The following is a 21,191-nucleotide window of genomic DNA, read 5'->3' as shown; positions in this document are numbered from 1 at the left end:
TCATGACCGGTCCGTCCTCCGAATCCCAATACGTCACCTTCTCTCTCGACAACGAGGTCTTCGCGGTGCCCGTTTCGGTCGTCCGGGAAATCCTTGATCATGAGGATGCCTTCCGGATACCGCACGGCCCCGACTACCTGCTCGGGTTGAGGGACGTGCGCGGCCAGGGCGTGCCGGTCATCGACCTGCGTCTTCGTCTCGGCATGACGAAGACGCAGAAGACGCACAACACGCGGGCGCTGGTGCTCGATGTACCGATCGACGGGAAAACCCTGACGCTCGGTCTCGTCGCGGACCGGGTCTACGAGGTGGTGCCGTTCCGTAACGACGAGATCGAGGGGGCGCCCGATATCGGCGTTCGCTGGCCTTCCGATTACATTTCCGGCGTCGTGCGCCGGAACGGCGCCTTCGTCGTCATCGTCGATCTCGCACGCCTCTTCTCCACCTCAGAAGTGGCGATGATGGGCACGGCCAACCGCCTTGCGGCCACGGCATAAGTTTCAGGAGGACCGCGTGGCGGCAGCAGCAGTACAAACGCAGGCGCAGACAGGCCCGGACGGCTTAAACAGCCGAAACTTCGACGCCCTGTCCCGCTTCATCTACGACTACAGCGGCATCAAGATGCCGATCACCAAGCTGACGATGCTGGAAGGCCGTCTGCGCCGGCGCCTGAGGGCAACCGGCATCCCGGATTTCAATGGCTATTGCGACTACCTCTTCAAGCATGGCGGCATCGAGAAGGAAGCTATCTTCCTGATCGACGCCGTCACGACGAACAAGACGGACTTCTTTCGCGAGCCCAAGCATTTCGAGTTCATGGAAAGCACGGGCCTTCCGGAACTGGCGGCAGCCGGCCACAAGCGCTTCCGGCTGTGGAGCGCGGCCTGCTCCATCGGCGCCGAGCCCTATACGATGGCCATGGTCATGCAGGACTTCGTCGAGAGGACGTCAGGCATGGACTACCGCATCCTGGCGACCGATCTGTCGACCGACGTGTTGCAGGCCGCCCGGCGCGGCGTCTATCCGCGCGACATGATCCAGCCGGTCTCCGCCGAGATGCGTCGCAAATACGTAATGACCTCGAAGGACGCCTCGCGCGGCGAGGTGCGTGTCCATCCGCGCCTGCGCGCCACGGTCGGTTTCGCGCGCATGAACCTCATGGACAACGCCTACAAGGTGGGCGAGCCGATGCACATGATCTTCTGCCGCAACGTGCTGATCTATTTCGACAAGCCGACCCAGGCAAAGGTGCTGACGCGCCTGTGCGACTGCCTTCTCCCCGGCGGCTTCCTGTATGTCGGGCATTCCGAGACGGTCACCGGCATTTCGCTGCCGGTGCGCCAGGTCGCCAACACGGTTTTCAAGAAGATCTGATGCCCATTCCGACCAAGAAGATCCGCGTTCTCATCATCGACGACTCCGCAAGCGTGCGTCAGGCGCTGACGCACGTTCTGGAGCAGGATCCGGAAATCGAGGTCATGGGGGCCGCCTCCGATCCCTTCATGGCGGCAAAGAAGATCCAGGAGGAAATGCCCGACGTCATCACGCTGGACGTGGAGATGCCGCGCATGGACGGCATTACCTTCCTGCGCAAGATCATGTCGCAACGACCCATCCCCGTCGTGATGTGCTCCTCTCTGACGGAAGAAGGGTCAGAGACGCTGATGCAGGCGCTGGAAGCCGGCGCCGTCGACATCATCCTCAAGCCGAAGATCGGCGCAGCCGACCACCTCGCCGAATCCGGCGCGCGCATCCGTCAGGCGGTGAAGGGTGCGGCCGTCGCCCGCCTCGGCGCGGGACGCCGCGCCATGGCGGCCGCTGCTGCAAGCGCCACCGCCAATGTGACCACGAAACTGACCGCCGACGCCGTGCTCCCGCCGCCCTCCGGCCGCGCCATGGCCAAGACCACCGAGATGGTGGCGTGCATCGGTGCCTCCACCGGCGGGACGGAGGCGCTACGCGTCATGCTGGAACAGCTTCCGGCCAATTCGCCGGGTATGGTCATCGTCCAGCATATGCCGGAAAAGTTCACCGCCGCCTTCGCCAAGCGCCTGAACTCGCTGTGCGAGGTCGAGGTCAAGGAAGCCGTTCACGGCGATCCGGTGCTGCGCGGTCATGTGCTGATCGCTCCCGGCGACCGGCACATGATGCTGGAACGCCAGGGCGCGCGCTATCATGTGGCCGTGCGTGAAGGACCGCTCGTCTCGCGCCACCGCCCGTCGGTCGACGTGCTGTTTCGCTCCGCCGCGCGCGCGGCCGGTGCCAACGCCATGGGGGTGATCATGACAGGCATGGGCGATGACGGCGCGCGCGGCATGGCCGAGATGCACCAGGCCGGCGCCTATACGGTGGCGCAGGACGAGGCCTCCTCCGTCGTCTTCGGCATGCCGAAAGAGGCAATCGCCCACGGCGGCGTCGACAAGATCGTGTCACTCGACCAGATCGCGCGTGAAATTCTCGCTGCCGACCGGCGGCATTGAGAAAAATACACCAACGATTAACCATAGTTGGCGAGGATGACGACGCACCATGCAAGGTGCCCCAGGCGAGCAATGATCGGCTCGAGAACCATTCCGGGGGACCTCATGCCCGTCATCACATTCGCCAACACCAAGGGCGGCGCCGGCAAGACCACCGCCGTCCTGCTGCTCGCCACAGAGCTCGCCCGCATGGGCTACCGCGTGTCCGTGCTCGACGCCGATCCGCAGCACTGGATCACCCGCTGGTATGAGACCTCCGAAGGCGTGCTCGGCAAACGCCTGAACGTCGTTCCCTACGTCACGATGAACTCCATCGACCGCCAGCTTGCCGAAGAGAAGGCGCGCGCCGACTTCGTGCTGATCGACCTGCCCGGCTCGCGCAGTTCCCTTCTCGCCAAGGCCGTCGGCCACGCCGACTACGTGCTGATTCCCGTGCAGGGCTCGGCCATGGACGCCCAGGGCGGTGCCAATGTCATCGAGCTTCTGCAGTATCTGGAAGACAAGGCGAATATCCGCATCCGCCATTCCGTCGTGCTGACCCGCGTCAATTCCATGGTGACGACGCGCGCCATGAACGCCGTGAAGGACCTGCTGGCGGCGCGCCGCGTGCACCTTCTCCCCACCCCCATCGGCGAACGGGCGGCTTTCCGCGATATCTTCGGCTGCGGCGGAACGCTTTATTCGATGGATCCGCGCCGCGTTACCAATCTCGACAAGGCGCAGGAAAACGCCCATGCCATGGCCATGGACGTGCTGCGGCAGATGGCCATCCCCGCCACTGCAAGCGCGCCCGTACTGCGTAAGGTCGCCTAGAACATTTCCGGCCGAAGCGGGATCGCTTCGGCGCCTTACAATTCGGCAAGACCAAGTATCTTCATCATGCCGCGACACCCGTCGCGGCATTGTCAGCGGCCGAAAGGCGTCGCCAGAGCGGCGTCATTGCGGCCGCGATATCGGTGTAGAGGGCGTAACGGCGGTCGTAGTGCGCGGCCATCGCAGCATTCGGTCGGTAGTGCCGGTCGCTCCGCACCATCGCATTCGCACCTTCGGTAAAGTCGGCAAAGAGGCCGACGCCCGTGCCGGCAGCAATGGCCGCCCCGAGCGCACCCGTCTCACGGGAAACCGCAACGGAAACCGGCACGCCGAGCACATCCGCGAAAATCTGCGGCCAGAGCATGCTGCGCGATCCGCCGCCTGACAGCACCGCCTCTTCGAAGCGCGCACCGGCCTTGCGGATGGTTTCGATGTGCTGGCGGTGACCGAAGGCGACACCTTCCAGCAGCGCACGGATCAGGTGGCCCTTGGTGTGCCAGCCCGCCATGCCGTAAAAGCCCGCCCGTGCATGGCCATCCTGCTGGGCACCGTAGAGATAGGGATGGTAGAGCGGATCGTCGGCTGCGGGTGTGACGGCGGCGGCAAGCGCGCAGCAGGCATCGAAGGGTGAGACGCTTTCGTCATGCGCGCCCTCGAAGAACTCCCGCACCAGCCATTCCAGATTGGCCGCCGATGTCGCGCTGTTTTCCATGGCCATATAGCGTGTGCGGTCAAAGCTGGACGACATGAACACGGGGCCATCGAGATCCGGCCCGTCGATGATGACCTGATTGATACTCCAGGTGCCGGCAATGACCGAGGCGCTTCCGGTGCGCGAAACGCCGGAACCGAGCGCGGAGGCCACGACGTCGAACAGCCCGCCGACAACGGGCGTGCCGGCCGCAAGCCCGGTCTCCAGCGCCACGGCCTGCGTGACGGTGCCGGCAATATCCGCGCTTTCGATCAAAGGCGGCAGGAGATCCATGCAATCGCCCAGGCCATAGGCCTCCATCAGCGTCCTGTCATAGCGGCGGGCGGCAAGATCGAGCAGGCCGGCTCCGGACATGTCCGACATTTCGCTGATCCGCTTTCCCGTCAGGCGGTTGACCACGAAATCCTTGGCGAAGAACACCGTGCCGATGCGCTGGAAAAGCGCGGGCTCGGAACGTTTCAGCCAGGCGAGAAGGGTCGGCGTCTGGGCGGGCCAGGGGCGCTGGCGGCCGATGGGATAGGTTCGGTCGCCGACACCCTGCGCCGCCCATTCCTCCACAAGGCCGGTGGCGCGTGTATCGATCGACTGGATGCCAATGAGCGGCTCGCCCTCGCGATCGAGCGCGTAGAGCCCGTTGCCGTGACCCGCGCAGCCGATCGCCGCGATGTCGCTCGCTGCGATACCGGCCTTGTCCAGGCAGGCGGCGATCACCCGCTTGGCATTCTCCCAGAATTCGCCGAGATCGCGCTCGACATGGCCGGGGCGCAGCATGCGGCTCTTGCCCTCCTGCCCCGCATGGGCGAGTTCCCGCCCTTCGAGATCGAAGATCACGGCCTTGATGACGGTGTTGCCCGCGTCGAGCCCCAATAGATATTTCGGCATCCTGAACCCCTCCCAAGGTTCGTTTTCCTTCGCGGCACCGGGAACGCGCTGGCGTCCCCGGTGCATGCTTCACATCAGCCCTGCTGATAGAGCGAATAGGCCGCCTCACCGCTCGCATCCGCATGGATGATTGCCATCAGGCCGCGCACGACGGCGCTTGGATTGGCATGCTGGTAGATGTTGCGCCCATAGACCATGCCCATGGCGCCCTGTTGCATCAAGGCGGCAGATTTTGCAAACACGGCCGAAAGGTCTTCCTTTCCGCCGCCGCGCACCAGCACCGGGCAGCGTGCCGCCTCGACGACGCGGTGGAAATCCTCGGCATTGCTCGTCGGATCGGCCTTGACGATATCCGCGCCCATCTCACGGGCAAGCCGGGTCAGCGTGACGATCTTGTCGGCATCGCCATCGACCATGTAGCCGCCATGCTCTGTGACGGGCTGCATGACCAGCGGCTCGATCATCAGCGGCATGCCGTATTTCTCGCAATCGGCCCGTACGCGCGAAATGTTCTGAACGCACTGGCGGAAGAGGTCCGGTTCGTCCGGCAGCATGAACAGGTTTACCACCACGCAGGCGGCATCCATCTCGAGCGCGCCGACCAGCGGCTCGGCTTCGTTCTGGAGCACGGCCCACATGTCGCGGTGACGGATGCGGTTATAGGGGTTGCCCATGTCGATGCGCATGACGAGCGCCGGCTTGTCCTTGCCGGGCAGGTCCTGCAACAGCTCCGCCTGGCCGTAGTTCATCTGGATCGCATCTGGTTTCGCATCCACCAGCGCCTTCACCACGGCGGGCATGTTCTCCAGCCCGTCGAGGAAGGACGGCTCGTTGCACACACCATGATCGATCGCCACGTCCAGGCAACGGCCGTTGCCGAACAGCCGGTTCATCCGGACCTTGCGGTTGTCTCGCATCGTTCACTCCTTTGTTCGTTCCTTGCGGACAGGGTTTCCTCCGCGACGCCGTGGCGCTCGCGCATGAGGCTAAGAAATCGGTTCCGCTCCGCGGCCGTACGCTCTGGGCTCCAGACCTTCTCGACGGCCAGCACGCCCAGCGCAGCATCGACCATACCGAGCGACAATTCACCTGAAATGGCGAGCGTCGTGCGGCGCAAAAGCAGGTCGTCGAGATGTTCGACGGCCTCGGCCCGGATGAGGTAGAGGACCTCCCGCACGCTATATCCCTCGTGCGGCAGCGGCCGGTCGTCTTCCGCCGCAATGAAGCGGGCGACATCCTCAGCCTCCGTGCCGTAACGTTTGAAAAGCGTTTCGATGCGCGAGACGGAGACGCCTGTCGAGGCCGAAACGTTGCGGATCCATCCGGCGCGATCCGAAGGGAAGCCGCGCCCGCCGCCAATGGCCCGCTCGCCCGTATCGACACGGCGCGCCTGCCCCAGCCGGTCGAGCGCCATGTCGGCGGCGAGTTCACCGAAGGAGCGGAAAGTCGTCCACTTGCCGCCGATCATGCACAGCACCGACGGGCCACCGTCCTTGCCTTCCAGCACGGTGCAGAAATGATCGCGGGGAATGCGGCCGGTGAAGCTGTCCTTGCTGGCCGGCAGCGGGCGAACGCCAGCGAACTGGAAGACGATCTCCTCCGACCGGATATTGACGCCGGGCAGCACGAAGGCGAGCGATTGCAGGATATAGTCCCGCTCATCCGCCTCGCAGCGCACCGTGCCGGGATCGTCGACACGGATATCCGTCGAGCCGACCAGCACCTTGCCGAGATAGGGAAACAGGATGCAGATGCGCCCGTCCTCATTCTCGTAATAGACCATGTGGCCATCGAGCATGTCGCGCAGCGCCGGATTGTCGACGATGAGATGCGAGCCCTTGGTGCCGCCCATCAGTGGCGCCGGTGCATCCGCGCCCGTCAAAAGCGTACGGTTGGCAATATCGATCCAGCCGCCGGTGGCGTTGACAATCAGCCGCGGCACAATCGGCAGTGTCTCGCCGGTCAGGTCGTCGCGCAGCAGGTAGGTCCCCTCGCCGGCCTGCTCGACCGTCGCGTAGTTCAGCGCCCCGGCGTTCGGACCGGCAGACAGTGCGTCCTGCAGAAGCTCGATGCCGATGCGTTCGGGATGGCTGACCCACGCGTCGTAATAGGTCGCGGAGTTGCGGATCGATGGATTGAGCGACGGCCACTTGGCGAGCGTCGCCTTCCTGCTGCGGAACTGATGTTTGGGCATCAGCGCACGCTTGCGCGTCAGAAAATCATAGATGCCGAGACCCGTCTTGATGGCAATGGCCCCGCGACGGCTGGGGCGGCGTGTGAGGCCCAGAAAGCGCACGAAGCCATTGGCCAGCCCCGAGAAGGTATCGAAGATCGGCACGGTCGTGGGCAAAGGCGCGACATAGTGCGGCGCGTTGCGCAGTAACCTGTCACGCTCCATGAGCGATTCCTTGACCAGGCTGAACTCGCCATTTTCGAGATAGCGCAGGCCGCCATGGACCATGCGCGAGAGCGCCGCACTCGCGCCGGAGCAGTAATCCGCCTTATCGACGAGCAGCACATTGACGCCCTGCAACGCCAGCTCGCGGAAGACGCTGAGCCCGTTGATGCCGCCGCCGAGGACGCACACGTCCACCTTCGGGCTCCGGCGAAGCCCGTCCAAAGTCTCGTTCCGGTTCATGATGGCAGTCCGTTATCCGTCCATATTGGCCAGTTTCGCCTTTATGGCATTGTTGATGACCGCGAGGTCTTCCTGCGTGAGCCGAAGCGTGCCGGCCCTTGCATTGTCGAGCGCCTGTGCGGGGCTTCTTGCCCCGCACAGCGCGAAGGTCACGCCGGGCTGCGCCAGCGTCCAGGCGATTACCACCTGTGCGATGCTGGCATCATGCCGCTCGGCAACAGTCCTGATCGCCTCGGAAAAATCACCGGCCTTCTGCCGGTTGGCGACGGAGAAGCGCGGATTGTCCTTGCGCTGATCGTCGCCCGCAAAGACGCGGTCCGGGCCGATGGTGCCGGAAAGAAGGCCGAGCGCGAGCGAGGAATAGCTGAGCGTCGCCACGCCGTTCGGAACCGTGAGCGGCAGCAGGTCTGCCTCGATCTCGCGGTCGATCATGCTGAACCGTTCCTGGATCGCGTCGAGCGCGCCGGTGGCGATGTATTGCTCCAGTTCGGCGCGACTGACGTTGCTGGCGCCGATAGCGCGGATCTTGCCGGCCTTCTTGAGTTCCTCAAGCGCCGCAACGGTCTCCGCAATGGGTGTCGTCGGGTCCTGCCAGTGGGTGATGTAGAGATCGATGTAATCGGTGCCGAGCCGGCGCAGGCTCTGCTCGACTTCATGGATGATCGCGTCCCGGCCGAGATAGCGGTGAACCGGCTTGCCGTCCTGATCGAAGAAGTGCCTGCCCTTCTGCGTGTGCCAGACCAGGCCGCATTTCGTGGCAATGACCGCCTTGTCGCGCCGGCCGGCAAGGGCCTTGCCGACGATCTCTTCCGAACGGCCGAGCCCATAGGCCGGCGCGGTGTCGATGAGGGTTACGCCCGCATCAAGAGACGCCTGTATGGCGGCAATCGACTGCGCCTCGTCGGTGCCGCCCCACATCCAGCCGCCGATGGCCCAGGTGCCGAGGCCGACGGCCGAAGCCTTGACGCCGGAGCGCCCGATATCGCGGATCAATTGTTCGCCGCTCATGCGGAAAGTCCTTCTTCGGATGCCAGCTCGAGGATGCGCGCGCCGGTCGCCTCGTCGGTAACGAGCGTGTCAAGATGATTGCCGCGCAGCACGCTGAGGATGGAGCTTGCCTTGTTGAGACCGCTCGCCACGCCGATCTTCATGGGGATCGAGGCGAATTCCGCGAGCGTCAGCGAAACGAGCGAACGGTTGAGCGAGTAGTCGCAGATCTGGCCCTCGCCATCCAGAAGATGGGCGAGCAGTTCCGCGCTTGCGCCGGAATGCTCGATGGCGCCGCGGTCCGCACTCGGCGATGGATGCAGGTCGTAATAGGTGGAATCCGAGCTCAGGATCGAGCCGATGCCGACCACCGCGACCTTCGCCTCCCGGGCCCGCTGGAAGACATCAGCCACCGAGCGCATGTTGATGAGCATCGCCCGCTGGGCGGCATCGTCGGCAAACAGCGGCGCGTGGATCTGCCAGGAGCGGCCGCCGAGGCGTTCGGCCATCAGCGTCGAGACGTGGTTGACGTCCGTATAGTGCTTGCCCTGTACGCAGCCCGTCGCGGGAATGACCTCGACATCGAAGCGGTGCGGTGCCTGAAGGCCGGCGACCACGGCGCTCACGCCCTTGCCGCCGGTGATGCAGATGGTGTCACCATCACCGATCTCCTCCAGCAACAGCCGGGCAGCCGCCGCGCCGACCGCAAGAAGCGCGGTCTGCGGATTATCGGAAACGGTCGGAACCACGACCGCGCGGCTGATCCCGCCGAGTGCCAGAAGCCGCTCCTCCAGATCGACCAGCGGTTCGACCGGCGACTTGATCTTGATCTCGACGAGACCGAGCTGGCGGCCGCGCTTGATGAGCCGGTTGACGGTGGCGTGCGAGATACCGAGCTGGTCGGCGATCTGCGCCTGTGTCAGGCCTTCCAGAAAATGCAGCACGAGCGCCTGGTGCATCTGCCGGGCGATGACGATCTCCTCGCGCGGCGCCGTTGCTCGGGATTTCAGCGGTGGTTTCAGTCTGGCGATCGGCATGTCAGGCGGCCTTCCGCTTGTGCAGGAAATGGTCGATCGAAACGGCCGCGAGAAGAATGCAACCCTTGATCATATCCTGCCAGTAAACCGAAACGTTCAGAAGGATCAACGAGGAGGTGACGAGCGACAGCAGCGCAATGCCGAGAATGGCGCCGAGAATGGTGCCGGAGCCGCCATTGAGCGAAGCGCCGCCGATGACCGCGGCCGCGATGATGTTGAGTTCCATGCCGACGCCGAAGGTGGGCGTGGCCGCGCCGAAGCGGGACATGTAGATGACGCCTGCAACGCCTGCGAGCGTCGAGCAGAGAACCGTGACCCAGAACTTCACCTGATTTGTCTTGATGCCGGAATAGAGCGCGGCCTTCTCGTTGCTACCCGTATAGAACACCTTGCGGAAGGCGGTCGCCCGACGAAGAAGGAAGTCGAACAGGACGACGACCGCGACAAAGATCAGGATGACATAAGGCACACCGTAGAAGGTGCCCTGCCCGACCTGCTTGAAAGACGCCGGCAGCGTGAAGAGCGACAGCGGCGTGCCCTTGGTAATGATGAGGCAAAGCCCGCGCACGATCACCATCGCCGCCAGCGACGTGATGAAATGGTTGAGGCCGACGACGGTCACGAAGAAACCCATGGCCCCGCCGATCGCCGCGCTTGCGAAAATGCCAATGAGCGAGGCCGACCAGGGATCGAGCCCGGCAAGGAAGAGCGAGCCCGACAGGACCATCGCGAAGCAGACGACGGAGCCGACGGCAAGGTCGATGCCGCCGACGATGAGCAGGATCGTCATGCCGACGACCACGATGCCATCGACGGAGAAACTCATCAGCATGGCGCGGAAGTTGCCGAGCGTCAGGAAGTGCGGCGACGCAAAGGTCATGGCGATGCTGAGTGCCAGAATGATGGCGATCAGCCCGGCCTCGCGCATGGTGCCGATGCGTCTGAACGACGATGTCCTGGGCGACGGTGCCGTCATCGTATCGATAGCCATGGTCTTCTCTCCCACTTCTTTTTCATGCGGCATGGTGCGCCGCCTGTTCGTTGCCAAGCCCGGAGGCGAGGCGGATGACGGCCTCTTCCGACATCTCGTCGGCGCCGAGTTCGCCTGCGATACGTCCCTCCCGCACGACCAGCACGCGGTCGGAAAGACCGAGCAGTTCCGGCATCTCCGAGGAGATGACCACGATACCGATGCCGGCCTGCGCCAGTTCGCGCAGCAGGCGATGAATTTCTGTCTTGGCGCCGACATCGATGCCGCGCGTCGGCTCATCCATCAGGATGACCTTCGGCTTGACGGCCAGTTGCTTGGCGATCGCCACCTTCTGCTGATTGCCGCCCGACAGCGACTTGACCGGCGCCTCGACGCCGCTCATGCGCACGGCGAGTTTTTTGGCAAAATCCTCCGCCAGCGCCGTCTCCGCACGGCGCTTCAAAAGCCCGGCGCTGTTGGTGAGCGCCTTCAGTTCCAGCACGGAGACGTTCTGCGCGATGGACATTTCGAGGAAGACGCCCGAGCCCTTTCGGTCTTCCGAGAGATAGACGATGCCGGCTTTTACGGCATCCGCATAGGACTGGATCTTCTGCGGCGCTCCGTGCAGCGAAACCGATCCGGCCGTGCGCGGGCGCAAACCGCAGATGCCCTCGGCGATCTCGGTCCGGCCCGAACCGATGAGGCCGCCGATCCCGAGGATCTCGCCTTCGCGCAGCTCGAAGCCGACGTGGTGGAAGCGCGTCGCGTCGGAGAGCCCTTCCACAGACAGAATGGTTTTCCCTTCAGGCGCGTTCGCGTCCCGCTTGTCAGGATAGAGCTGCGTGATCTCGCGGCCCACCATACGACGGACGACATCGTCAGGGGTAATGTCGGCGATGCGGTCGGTGCAGACGTAGCGGCCGTCGCGGAACACCGTCACGCGGTCGCAGAGCGAGAAGATCTCGGCCATGCGGTGGCTGATATAGATGATCGATATACCGTTCGCCTTGAGATCCCGGATGATCGAGAACAGCTGCTGCGCCTCGGTTTCCGTCAGTGCCGCCGTCGGCTCGTCGAGGATAAGCACGCGGCAGTCGAGGGTCAGCGCCTTGGCGATCTCCACGAGCTGCTGGCTGGAAATCGGCAGGTCAGCGACCTTCTGGCTGACGTCGATGGCGGCAAGCCGGTTCATCACGGCCTGCGCGTCACGCTCCAGCGCGCGGTAATTCATAAAGGGCGAACGCCGGCGGTTGGTCGCGGCCATGAACATGTTTTCGGCAACGGTCGCATCCGGGCATAGCGCGATTTCCTGATGCACCAGGCCGATGCCGAGGGACTGGGCGACAGCGGGGGACGCAATGCGCACGATCGAGCCGTCAAAGCGGATTTCACCCGATGTCGGCTGCAGGACGCCGGCGATGATATTCATCAGCGTCGACTTGCCGGCGCCGTTTTCGCCGCAGAGTGCATGCACCTCGCCGCGTTCCAGCGTGAAGTTGACATCCGTCAACGCCTTCACCGCACCGAAATGCTTGGTCACGCCATGAATGGTGAGCACCGGCTCCGCCATCGTCGTCCTCCCTCTTCCCTCAAGAGCCACCCGCACCCGAGTGCGGGCGGCTTCGCCTTGGGAGATTACTCCTCGATACCCTTGGTGCCGCGGCGCTTCAGGTACTTGTCCCAGTAGAAATCATCGGCGTTTTCGGCGGTCACGACGGACAGGCCGTTATCGACGACGGGAATGCTCATCGGGTTGAAGCCCGCGCGCTTGGCGTCGTTCATCGGGTCGATCAGCTCGGGATGCTTGGCAAGCCAAAGCAGCATGAAGCCCATATAGCCCTGCATGCCCTGGTTCGGGTTGATCGAGCCGAAGACCTCGCCGGCCTTGATCATGTCGAGGATGTTGGCGTTGACGTCCGCGCACATGACGAGAACCTTGCCGCCCGCTTCCTTGGCCGCCTGAGCGGCGCCGATGGCCGAGCTCGCCTCAGGCATGAAAACGGCGCCGAGGTTGGGATTGGCCTGGATGATGCTGGAGAGACCCTGATAGGCCTTGGTCGGATCCTGGTTCGATGCCGCGCGGCCGACAAGCTTCATGTCCGGCCACTTCTCTTCCATGCGGGCGATGAAGGCGGCGATGCGCTTGTCGTGATTGTCCTGGCCGGGATTTTCCAGAACCGCATATTCGCCCTTGCCGCCCATCTTCTCGGCAATCGCATCGGCGGCATAGGTGCCTTCGCGGGTGTTGTCGGACGTGATGAAGGAAACGCGCTTGGAGAGCGGCGAGTCGGCGGCGAAGGTGACAACGGCCGTGCCCTGCTCGATGGCGCGGTTGATCGGCTCGATGAACGGGTCAGAGTTCATCGGATGAACGAGAATGCCGGCCGGGTTCTGCGCCAGCGCCTGATCGAAGGTCGCGATCTGCTTGTTGACGTCATATTCCGGCGTGCCGGTATACTCCGTCTCGCAGCCCATCTGCTGGCCGGCCTGCTTGAACATTTCATAGACCGGGAACCAGTATTCAACGCCCGATACCATGACGTTCATGACGTATTTCTCGCCCGGCTTGCAGCGGAAAGGGCTTTCCGTTTCGGCCGCGGCCGCGCCGGCAAAAAGCGTCGTCGCAAGGACCGCCATGGCGGTCGTCGTGAAAAAAGTGCGCACGTTTCCTCCTTGAGGCCGAAGCCCCTCCCAAATAACCCCAAGGCGCAGCAACCGCGCCGGTGTTTGCATGAAGACCGGAATTCCTCCTCGAAATCCGATGGAGGGCAGCTAACGGCAAGCCCGAGAAGTTGTCAATATAATTCACTGAAAGAAATATATTTCACTATTGTGGTGGCGAGTGCCGGTCCCGTTGCTGGGATGTGGGATCTGAAGTTCCCTGCAACGCGAAAAGCCCCGGCTTTCGCCGGGGCTCTCGTTTTCACTCGATAGAGCAGGCTAGAACAGGGCTGCGGTATTCTTGACCGTAACCCAGATGCCCCAGAGCAGCGGCAGGCCGACGATTGCCCAGGCAACGGCTGCCTTGGCGTCGAAGCCGCCGGTGCCGATGCCGAAGGAGCCCGTCGGGCCGGCATTCGCGGCGGCGGTCTTGGCCTGCAGGGACGCGACTTCCTCGTCCGACATGAACCACTTGTCGGAGAGCGGGCGCACCAGCGCATTGGCGATCAGACCCACCGCCAGCATGCCCGCGAGGATATACATCGTTCCGCTATAGAGGGCCGGGCCCGGTTCCACGCCCGCGGAGATCTGCGCCTCACGGATGTAGTTGACCACGACGGGGCCGACGATGCCGGCGGTTGCCCATGCGGTCAGGAGCCTGCCGTGGATGGCGCCCACGAACTGCGTGCCGAAGATGTCGGCAAGATAGGCCGGCACGGTGGCGAACCCGCCGCCATACATCGACAGGATGATGGCGAAGGCGCAGACGAAGAGGACCTTGCTGCCCATGTCGGCGAAGGTCGGCGCCAGTGCATAGAGCACGATGCCGAGGATGAAGAACGTATAATAGGTGTTCTTACGGCCGATCTTGTCGGAGAGCGACGCCCAGAAGAAGCGCCCGCCGATGTTGAACAGGGACAGGAAGCCGGTAAAGCCCGCCGCGATTGCTGCGATGGCAGCCTTCTGCTCGAGGCTCAGATCACCGAAGGAAAGCTCGGGCTGGCCGATAAGGCGGCCGCCGAAGATTTCCTGCAGCATGGGCGAGGCCATGCCGATGACGCCGATACCGGCGGACACGTTCATGCACAGCACGATCCAGACCATCCAGAACTGCATGGTCTTGTGCGCATCGCGCAGGTGTACGTGTTTGGTCGTGATCATGGTGGACTTAGAAACCGGGGGCGTCCAGCCTTCCGGACGCCAGCCAGCCGGCGGAATGCGGTAGCCGAAGGCGCCGCCCATCATGAAGCAGAAGTAGATCGCCGCCATGACCAGGAAGGTCTGCCAGACGCCGGGGTTCACATCCGTCTTGAACACATTCATCAGGATATTGGCCAGCGGTGCGCCGATCATGGCGCCGCCACCGAAGCCCATGATGGCCATGCCTGTGGCCATGCCGCGACGGTCGGGGAACCACTTGATCAGCGTCGAGACCGGCGAAATGTAGCCGAGGCCGAGACCGATGCCGCCGATGAAGCCGGCGCCCAGCCACATCAGCCACAGCTGGTGGGTCATGACGCCGAAGGCTGCGACGACCATGCCGCCGCACCAGCAACAGGCCGAGACGAAGCCGGCCTTACGCGGGCCCACCCGCTCCAGCCAGCCGCCCCAGATGGCGGCCGAACAGCCAAGCAGCACGAAGAACAGGGTGTAGATCCAGCCGAGATCGGCGACGCGCCAGTTGCAGCTTGTGGTAAACAGCGCGGACAGAAGGTTCATGTCGGCGCAGGCGGGATCGGGATCGCCGGCAATCGCCTTGGACAGCGGCAGCCAGAACACGCTGAAGCCATAGGCCATGCCGATGCAAAGGTGGATGGCAAGGGCGGCCGGCGGAACCAGCCAGCGGTTGAAGCCGGGTTTCGCGATGATGCGCTCCCGGTCGAGGATGCCAACGGAATTGCCGCCAGCATAGGTCTCGGTCGATGCAGTCATTGTGTCTCCTCCGCAACGCACCCCTCGGATGCGAAGATTTCGTGGCGGGAGGCGGCCGAATGTCCTTCCGGCGTCCACGGCCGCACCCTCCATGCGAGCGCTGGCCACCGGTCCTCCCGCCAGCTGCTTTGCAAGTGCCATGCCAGAGATGATTTGCTTTGATATCAACGGGTTGAATGACACACGACGCGGCAGTCGGACAAATTGTCCTAAAAAGTCGGACAAATTGTCCGATCACTCCGCCTCGGGCAGCCAGATCGTGAAGGTCGCACCCTCGCCCGGCCGACTGGCGACGGAAATGCTCCCGCCCTGTCGGCGCACCAGCGTCTGGCTGATCGACAGGCCAAGCCCGGTCCCTTCCTGCCGCTTGGTCGTGAAGAACGGATCGAAGATCTTGGCGGCAAGCTCCGGGTCCATGCCGACGCCGGTATCGCTGACGACGATCTCCACGCCGGGGCGCCCCTCGCGGTCGCTGTCATGCGTACCGATCGTGAGCAGGCCGCCATCCGGCATGGCATGGATGGCATTGACCACGAGATTGACGACCACCTGTTGAAGCTCGGTGCGGTTCATCAGAACCTGCCGGGCGGCCGTGTTGTCGAGCGTCACCGATATGTCGGCCCTCGCAAGCAGGTGCTGGACGAGTGGCAGACAATCGGCCACCGCAAGGCCCGGTGCGTGCCGATCGACAATGCCGGCGAATTCCTCGGGCTTGGCGAACTGCAGCAGCTTGGTGACGATCTGGCTGATGCGCTGGATCTGCTCATCGAGCAGCTGGAACTCGACCTTGGCCAGCTCTGCACGGTCTCCCACCACGGAACGCACGACCTCCAGATTGCCCTGCATGACGGCAATCGGGTTGTTGATCTCATGCGCCACGCCTGCCGTGATCTCGCCGATGGCGGCGAGTTTTTCGGAGAGGATGAGCTGCTTGGTCGTCGCCTCCAGCTTGCGGTTGGCAAGCTGGAGTTCGCGCGTGCGTTCGTCGACACGGGCGTTCAGTTCCTCGTTCCAACCGCGCAGCTGCTGGTCGTTGCGCTCGAGCTGGTCGAGCAACGCATCGAGATGGACGGCGACGCGGCCGATCTCGTCCTGGCTGTCCACCGGCCCGGTGCGCGCACCGAGATCGCCGCTTTCCACCCGCGCGATCGTCGCATCCACACGCTCCAGCGGTTTGAAGATCCCGCGCGCCCAGCGCAGGAAGATCGGCACGCTGGCGGCGGCGATGGCGAAGAAGGCGGCCACGATGGTCAGCACGGTCTGATATTTCGCCGCCGTGAAGGGGGCCTCCAGGAAGCCGACATAAAGCATGCCGACCCGCTTGCCGTGACTGTCGACGATGGGCTCGTAGGCGGAAATGTACCAGTCGTTGACGACGAAGGCGCTGTCGAGCCAGGTGCGCCCCTCGTCCAGCACCGCCGCGCGCACCGCCGACGAAACGCGCGTGCCGAGCGCACGCCGACCCTCGAAAAGCCGGACATTCGTGCTCACACGCACGTCATCGAGGAAGAGCGTCGCCGTGCCCTGGCTCCCCTCGGGCAGGCTCGCCTCGCGATAGACGAGGTCGTTGATCGTGTCGATGAAGACGAGGTTCTGGTTGAGCAGGATGCCGCCGACCAGAACGGCACCGCGCCCGCCGCCGAGTGTCACGGGGCTTGCGCTCTGCACGACCATGCCGCGTGTTTCCTCCTGCCGCTCGGTCGGCACGGCATTGGGCGTGGGAACGAGCGGCAGGCGCGCCCGCGCCGCCAGATCCGGCGAGAGCTTCTCGAGATCGGCATTGTCGAAGATATCGATACCGGTTGCGGATTTCCCGGCAATCGCATCTCGAATGACCGGCCAGTCGGTGCGCAATGTATCCGACGTCTCGGTGATGACGGAGGCGACGAGCCTGCCGTCGGGCTCCATGACATAGAGGAAATCGAGTTCGAGCCTTGCCCGTGCATCGTCGAGCAGCGACTTGAGCGCGGCGGGGTCGTTGGCGACATCGCGGAAGCCGGCAGAGCCGCCGAGGGCCGTGACATGCTCGCCGGTATTGTCGAGGATATGAGCGAGATACTGGTGCGCGATCGTCAGGTCGCCATTGACCTTGGAGATCAGCGTCGCGTCGAATTTCTCGTTCCAGCGATAGACCGTCACGCCAAGCAGAAGCGGCAGGATGACCAGCATCGGCAGGAGCGCGATGGCGAGTAGCCGGTAGCGAACGGAGCGCGCGGGCCGCACGGCCCCGGCAGGCCTGATTTCAGCCATCCCAGGCCGCCAGCTTGCGATCGATGGTCTTGCGGGAAATGCCGAGCTGCCGCGCGGCATCATCCCGCTGGCCGTTGCAGGCAGCGAGCACCGACAGGATGTGGCGTCGCTCGACATCGGCGAGCGAGCCGGCATCGCCAGGCACGGGCGACGCTACGGCCGAGCCGAACCCTTCCGGGAAGCGGCCGAGGATCAGCGTGCGCTCGATGAGGTTGCGCAACTCGCGCACATTGCCCGGCCAGTCATAGCTCGAAAGGGCCCGGCGGGCCGCGTCGTCGATGGGTACGGCCGGCATGGCAAGCTGGGCCGAAAGCTTGTTCATGAAGAGCGCGGCAAGCTCCACCGCATCGCCATCGCGCTCCTTGAGCGGCGGCAGGTGGATCTGCATGACATTGATGCGGAAGAACAGATCGGCGCGGAAGCGGCCGGCCTGAACTTCCTTTTCAAGCTCCGCATTGGTGGCGAAAACGAACCGAAGGTCCACCGGGACCTCGCGCTCGGAACCGACGGGCCGCACCTTGCGGTCTTCCAGCACACGCAGCAGCTTGCTCTGCGTGGCCAGCGGCATTTCGCTGATCTCGTCGAGAAAGAGCGTGCCGCCCTGTGCGTGCAGGAACAGGCCCTCGCGCGCCCGCTCGGCACCGGTAAAGGCCCCCTTCAGATGACCGAACAGCTCGCTTTCGATCATGTCGGGCGGAATGGCACCGCAATTGACGGGAACGAAGGGCTTCTGCGCCCGGTCGGAAAGCGTATGCAGCGAGCGCGCCGCGACCTCCTTGCCCGTGCCCGATTGCCCGGTGAGCAGAACCGTGGTCGGCAGCGGCGCAACACGGGCAATGGCGTCGCGCACGCGGGCGATGGCCGAGGACTGCCCGATCAGCCGGTCGCGCAGGAGAATGTGGTCGGAAGCCGCCTTCAGCTCATAGCGCAGCACATAGTTCTCGCGCTGCAAGCGGATCCGGTCCAGGCAGCGGGCGACCGCATTGAGCAGCTGATTGGAGCGGAACGGCTTCAGGATGAAATCGACCGCGCCGGCCCGCAATGCCTGGATGGCCGTCTCCAGATCGGCATAGGCCGTCATCAGGATGGCATCGGCGAAGAAACCGATGGCACGTTGCTCTGCAAGCCACTCCACGCCGTTCTTGCGCGGCATGATGTTGTCGAGGATCACAACGTCGAAATGATGCTGGTCGAGCTTGAGCGAGGCCTCGTCCGTATCCGCGGCCAGCTCCAGCCTGGCGCAGCGTGGCCCCAGTGTCCGCATCAGGAAGTTGCGCATGCCCGGCTCGTCGTCCACCACAAGGATCGAGGCCTGCGCCAGCCAGGGGCCGAACTCCGGATCGACGGACGTGTCGCGCGGCACGCGCGCGGCTTCACTCGACACCTGGTTTCCTCCCGGCGGTCATTCGCATCAGGCGGCCACCATAAGAAGCCGTGGCCGCAAGCACAAGGCGGTGCGGCTCAGGGTAAGGCAGATCGCGTTCGATGTGCCCTAACCCGCAAAGCCGCCCTCCAGCAGGAAGGCTGCTTCTTCCGGCGTGGTATCGCGGGCGAGCAGGTCATTGCGATGCGGAAAGCGGCCGAACCGCCTGATGATATCGCGGTGTCCTTCTGCATGCGAAAGCCATGGTTCTCCAAGAACCGCATTGAGCGCAACGGACACATCCTGATCGGCAAGCGATTCGGAATGGGCGAAGGGCAGGCAGAAGAACAGCCGGATATCGCCTTCGAAGCGCGCCATGTGATCGTTTTCCTGCGCATGGCGCGCATGGAGCCGGGCCAGCGGATCGGTCGCATACATATGCGCCGTGCCGCGGAAGGCATTGCGCGGGTACTGGTCGAGCAGGACCATCAGGGCGAGCGCGCCCTCCGGCGTCCCGCCCCAGCCATCACATTCGCGGCGCGCGGCGGCGACGTGAAGATCGAGGAAGCGCTCGCGAAACGCCGTGTCGAAGGCCGGGTCCTTGGCGAACCACGCCCCCTTCTCCCCAGCGTCCTGCCAGAAGGCAACGACCGCGTGCGCCTCGGCCAGGGGTCGTTTCAATGCTGCTGCTCCTGCGCGACATTGCCATGGATCATCGAACGACCCGCATAGATTCCGCCTGCCGTTTCCAGAGCAAAGCGCTCCGCATCCTGCTGACGGATGTCGCCGATCAGCTCGGCGGCCTCTTCCGGCGTATCACCCAGCCGCATGAGGGCTTCCCGGCCGACCAGCAAGGCGCTCTCAAAGGTCTCGCGGATCTGGAAATCCACGCCGGCCTCGACGAGCTTGAGCGCGTGTTCGCGGTCAAAGGCGCGGGCCAGCACCGGCACCGTCGGGAATTCGTGCCTCGCCAGTTCTGCAATGCGGGTCGTGGCCTCGGCATCCCCCGCCGCCGCGATGATCAGGCTTGCATCGGCCGCACCCGCCGCATGGAGGATATCCAGCCGTGCGCCGTCGCCATACCAGACCTTGAAGCCGAAATCCTTGGCATCGCGGATGGCATCGGGATCGGATTCGATGATCGACAAGCTGTGGCCGCGCGCCAGAAGCGGTTGGCTGATGATCTGCCCAAAGCGCCCGAAGCCGATGAGCAGCACCCGGCCGGAAAGGCCCTCGGCCGCCTCCACCCCGTCCATCGACGGGGACGCCTTGGGCACCAGCCGGTCGTGCAGGATGATCATGATCGGCGTCAGCACCATGGAGATGATGATGATGGCTGTCATGTTGGCGTTCCATTCGGGTGTGAGGATGCCGAACTGGGTTGCCGTTGCGTAGAGGACGAAGGCGAACTCGCCGCCCTGCGCCATCAGGACCGTACGCTCCAGCGCTTCGGCACGGCCGGCCTTCATGAAGCGGGCAACCGCATAGATGACCACCATCTTCAGGATCATGAAAGCGGGAACGGAAATGGCGATGACCACCCAATTGGCGGCGATGATGTTGAGATCGAGTGCCATGCCCACGCCGAGGAAGAACAGGCCGAGCAGCAGGCCGCGGAAGGGCTCCACATCGGCTTCCAGCTGGTGGCGGAAGGAGGATTCCGACAGCAGGACACCCGCGAGGAACGCGCCCATCGCCATGGAAAGCCCGCCTGCCTGCATCAGGACGGCCGCGCCCAGAACCACCAGGAGCGCGGCGGCCGTCATGACTTCGCGCGCGCCGAAGCGGGCGAGAAGGCGGAACATCGGATCGAGCAGGTAGCGGCCGGCAAGCACGAGGGCGGCGATGGCCGCAAGGCCGATGGCCACACCCTGGAGGCGGTCCGCCATCGTCGCCTCCGCGCCGCCGGGCGCCAGGAAGGCGACGAGCGCCAGAAGCGGCACAATGGCGAGGTCTTCCAGAAGGAGGATCGCGATGATGCGCCGCCCGCGCGGCAGGTTCATCTCGCCGCGCTCTTCCAGCATCTGCATGACGATCGCCGTGGAGGTCAGCACGAAGCCGGTACCGGCAACGAAGCTCGCCTCCGTGGGATAGCCGAGAAGGATACCGACCCAGACCAGCGTCGCGATGGCGAGGCACACCTGGACAAGGCCGAGCCCAAAGATTTCGCCGCGCATGCTCCATAGCCGCGAGGGCTGCATTTCAAGGCCGATGATGAAAAGAAAGAGCACGACGCCAAGTTCGGCGATATGGAGGATCGACTGGGCGTCATGGAAGAAGCCGAGCCCGAACGGGCCGATGGCCAGTCCCGCCGCGAGATAACCGAGCACAGAACCCAGCCCGGCGCGCCGGAACAGGGGAACGGCGATGACGGCGGCCGTGAGCAGAACCACGACCCCCGTCAGTTCGACACCACCATGCTGCGCCGCCTCGGCGGCATGCGAGACTGCTTCTGCTGCCATGCAC

General features: G+C 64.2%; 17 protein-coding genes. 4 read left to right on the top strand and 13 right to left on the bottom strand.

Going from position 1 to position 21,191, the window contains the following annotated elements; translation table 11 throughout:
• The first annotated feature begins 2 nt into the window (after window positions 1-2).
• The 4 genes from MNR02_RS21395 to MNR02_RS21380 all read left to right on the top strand — a co-directional run bounded on the left by MNR02_RS21395 (window position 3) and on the right by MNR02_RS21380 (window position 3,293).
• Window positions 3-497: a chemotaxis protein CheW gene (locus tag MNR02_RS21395; RefSeq protein ID WP_241603990.1), complete on the top strand. Its 495-nt coding sequence runs from the start codon at window positions 3-5 to the stop codon at window positions 495-497.
• 16 nt (window positions 498-513) lie between these two features.
• Entirely contained in the window at window positions 514-1,374 is an 861-nt protein-coding gene (locus tag MNR02_RS21390; protein ID WP_241949771.1) for a protein-glutamate O-methyltransferase CheR, read from the top strand.
• Window positions 1,374-2,480: a chemotaxis response regulator protein-glutamate methylesterase gene (locus MNR02_RS21385; protein ID WP_241603996.1), complete on the top strand. Its 1,107-nt coding sequence runs from the start codon at window positions 1,374-1,376 to the stop codon at window positions 2,478-2,480. The genes MNR02_RS21390 and MNR02_RS21385 overlap by 1 nt, the downstream gene beginning before the upstream one ends.
• A 105-nt stretch (window positions 2,481-2,585) precedes the next feature.
• Window positions 2,586-3,293 (top strand): ParA family protein, encoded by a 708-nt coding sequence (locus tag MNR02_RS21380; RefSeq protein ID WP_241949770.1) that lies wholly within the window; start codon window positions 2,586-2,588, stop codon window positions 3,291-3,293.
• 64 nt (window positions 3,294-3,357) lie between these two features.
• On the opposite strand, the gene MNR02_RS21375 is transcribed toward MNR02_RS21380, so the two are convergent.
• The 13 genes from MNR02_RS21375 to MNR02_RS21315 form a co-directional block, all read right to left on the bottom strand.
• Window positions 3,358-4,887, bottom strand: a complete 1,530-nt coding sequence (locus MNR02_RS21375; protein ID WP_241949769.1) for an FGGY-family carbohydrate kinase — start codon at window positions 4,885-4,887, stop codon at window positions 3,358-3,360.
• A 74-nt stretch (window positions 4,888-4,961) separates the two neighbouring features.
• On the bottom strand, window positions 4,962-5,804 hold the full coding sequence (locus MNR02_RS21370) for a class I fructose-bisphosphate aldolase (RefSeq protein WP_241604005.1): 843 nt from the start codon (window positions 5,802-5,804) through the stop codon (window positions 4,962-4,964).
• Complete coding sequence (locus MNR02_RS21365; RefSeq protein ID WP_241949768.1) at window positions 5,777-7,525, bottom strand: glycerol-3-phosphate dehydrogenase/oxidase; 1,749 nt, start codon at window positions 7,523-7,525, stop codon at window positions 5,777-5,779. Before MNR02_RS21365 ends, MNR02_RS21370 begins: the two co-directional genes overlap by 28 nt.
• 12 nt (window positions 7,526-7,537) lie before the next feature.
• Window positions 7,538-8,533 (bottom strand): aldo/keto reductase, encoded by a 996-nt coding sequence (locus MNR02_RS21360; RefSeq protein ID WP_241949767.1) that lies wholly within the window; start codon window positions 8,531-8,533, stop codon window positions 7,538-7,540.
• Window positions 8,530-9,549, bottom strand: coding sequence for a sugar-binding transcriptional regulator (locus MNR02_RS21355; RefSeq protein ID WP_241604013.1), 1,020 nt, complete (start codon window positions 9,547-9,549; stop codon window positions 8,530-8,532). Before MNR02_RS21355 ends, MNR02_RS21360 begins: the two co-directional genes overlap by 4 nt.
• A gap of 1 nt (window position 9,550) precedes the next feature.
• Window positions 9,551-10,540 carry an ABC transporter permease gene (locus MNR02_RS21350; protein WP_241604016.1) on the bottom strand — a complete coding sequence of 330 codons (990 nt, stop codon included), beginning with the start codon at window positions 10,538-10,540 and terminating at the stop codon, window positions 9,551-9,553.
• A gap of 22 nt (window positions 10,541-10,562) precedes the next feature.
• Complete coding sequence (locus tag MNR02_RS21345) at window positions 10,563-12,089, bottom strand: sugar ABC transporter ATP-binding protein (RefSeq protein ID WP_241949766.1); 1,527 nt, start codon at window positions 12,087-12,089, stop codon at window positions 10,563-10,565.
• Window positions 12,090-12,154: 65 nt separating this feature from the next.
• Window positions 12,155-13,183, bottom strand: coding sequence for a substrate-binding domain-containing protein (locus tag MNR02_RS21340; RefSeq protein WP_160871138.1), 1,029 nt, complete (start codon window positions 13,181-13,183; stop codon window positions 12,155-12,157).
• Between the two features lie 276 nt (window positions 13,184-13,459).
• On the bottom strand, window positions 13,460-15,112 hold the full coding sequence (locus MNR02_RS21335; protein WP_241604025.1) for an OFA family MFS transporter: 1,653 nt from the start codon (window positions 15,110-15,112) through the stop codon (window positions 13,460-13,462).
• A 234-nt stretch (window positions 15,113-15,346) separates the two neighbouring features.
• Window positions 15,347-17,362: a HAMP domain-containing sensor histidine kinase gene (locus MNR02_RS21330; protein ID WP_241949765.1), complete on the bottom strand. Its 2,016-nt coding sequence runs from the start codon at window positions 17,360-17,362 to the stop codon at window positions 15,347-15,349.
• Complete coding sequence (locus MNR02_RS21325; RefSeq protein WP_241604033.1) at window positions 17,355-18,746, bottom strand: sigma-54 dependent transcriptional regulator; 1,392 nt, start codon at window positions 18,744-18,746, stop codon at window positions 17,355-17,357. Before MNR02_RS21325 ends, MNR02_RS21330 begins: the two co-directional genes overlap by 8 nt.
• A 108-nt stretch (window positions 18,747-18,854) precedes the next feature.
• The gene (locus MNR02_RS21320; protein ID WP_241949764.1) at window positions 18,855-19,406 is read right to left on the bottom strand and encodes a DUF924 family protein; all 552 of its coding nucleotides are present in this window, start codon (window positions 19,404-19,406) and stop codon (window positions 18,855-18,857) included.
• Entirely contained in the window at window positions 19,403-21,187 is a 1,785-nt protein-coding gene (locus tag MNR02_RS21315; RefSeq protein WP_241949763.1) for a monovalent cation:proton antiporter-2 (CPA2) family protein, read from the bottom strand. The genes MNR02_RS21320 and MNR02_RS21315 overlap by 4 nt, the downstream gene beginning before the upstream one ends.
• Window positions 21,188-21,191: the final 4 nt, after the last annotated feature.

It is taken from the genome of Shinella sp. H4-D48 (assembly GCF_022637395.1).
Lineage (GTDB): Bacteria > Pseudomonadota > Alphaproteobacteria > Rhizobiales > Rhizobiaceae > Shinella > Shinella sedimenti.
Note: the sequence above shows the minus strand (reverse complement) of the source record. Positions and strands in the feature narration are given on the sequence as shown.

Bases quoted from the DNA above. Each gene is read 5' to 3' on its own strand.
- MNR02_RS21395 (WP_241603990.1), top strand. From the start codon at position 3: ATGACCGGTCCGTCCTCCGAATCCCAATACGTCACCTTCTCTCTCGAC.
- MNR02_RS21385 (WP_241603996.1), top strand. From the start codon at position 1,374: ATGCCCATTCCGACCAAGAAGATCCGCGTTCTCATCATCGACGACTCC.
- MNR02_RS21380 (WP_241949770.1), top strand. From the start codon at position 2,586: ATGCCCGTCATCACATTCGCCAACACCAAGGGCGGCGCCGGCAAGACC.
- MNR02_RS21375 (WP_241949769.1), bottom strand. From the start codon at position 4,887: ATGCCGAAATATCTATTGGGGCTCGACGCGGGCAACACCGTCATCAAG.
- MNR02_RS21370 (WP_241604005.1), bottom strand. From the start codon at position 5,804: ATGCGAGACAACCGCAAGGTCCGGATGAACCGGCTGTTCGGCAACGGC.
- MNR02_RS21365 (WP_241949768.1), bottom strand. From the start codon at position 7,525: ATGAACCGGAACGAGACTTTGGACGGGCTTCGCCGGAGCCCGAAGGTG.
- MNR02_RS21360 (WP_241949767.1), bottom strand. From the start codon at position 8,533: ATGAGCGGCGAACAATTGATCCGCGATATCGGGCGCTCCGGCGTCAAG.
- MNR02_RS21355 (WP_241604013.1), bottom strand. From the start codon at position 9,549: ATGCCGATCGCCAGACTGAAACCACCGCTGAAATCCCGAGCAACGGCG.
- MNR02_RS21350 (WP_241604016.1), bottom strand. From the start codon at position 10,540: ATGGCTATCGATACGATGACGGCACCGTCGCCCAGGACATCGTCGTTC.
- MNR02_RS21345 (WP_241949766.1), bottom strand. From the start codon at position 12,089: ATGGCGGAGCCGGTGCTCACCATTCATGGCGTGACCAAGCATTTCGGT.
- MNR02_RS21335 (WP_241604025.1), bottom strand. From the start codon at position 15,112: ATGACTGCATCGACCGAGACCTATGCTGGCGGCAATTCCGTTGGCATC.
- MNR02_RS21330 (WP_241949765.1), bottom strand. From the start codon at position 17,362: ATGGCTGAAATCAGGCCTGCCGGGGCCGTGCGGCCCGCGCGCTCCGTT.
- MNR02_RS21315 (WP_241949763.1), bottom strand. From the start codon at position 21,187: ATGGCAGCAGAAGCAGTCTCGCATGCCGCCGAGGCGGCGCAGCATGGT.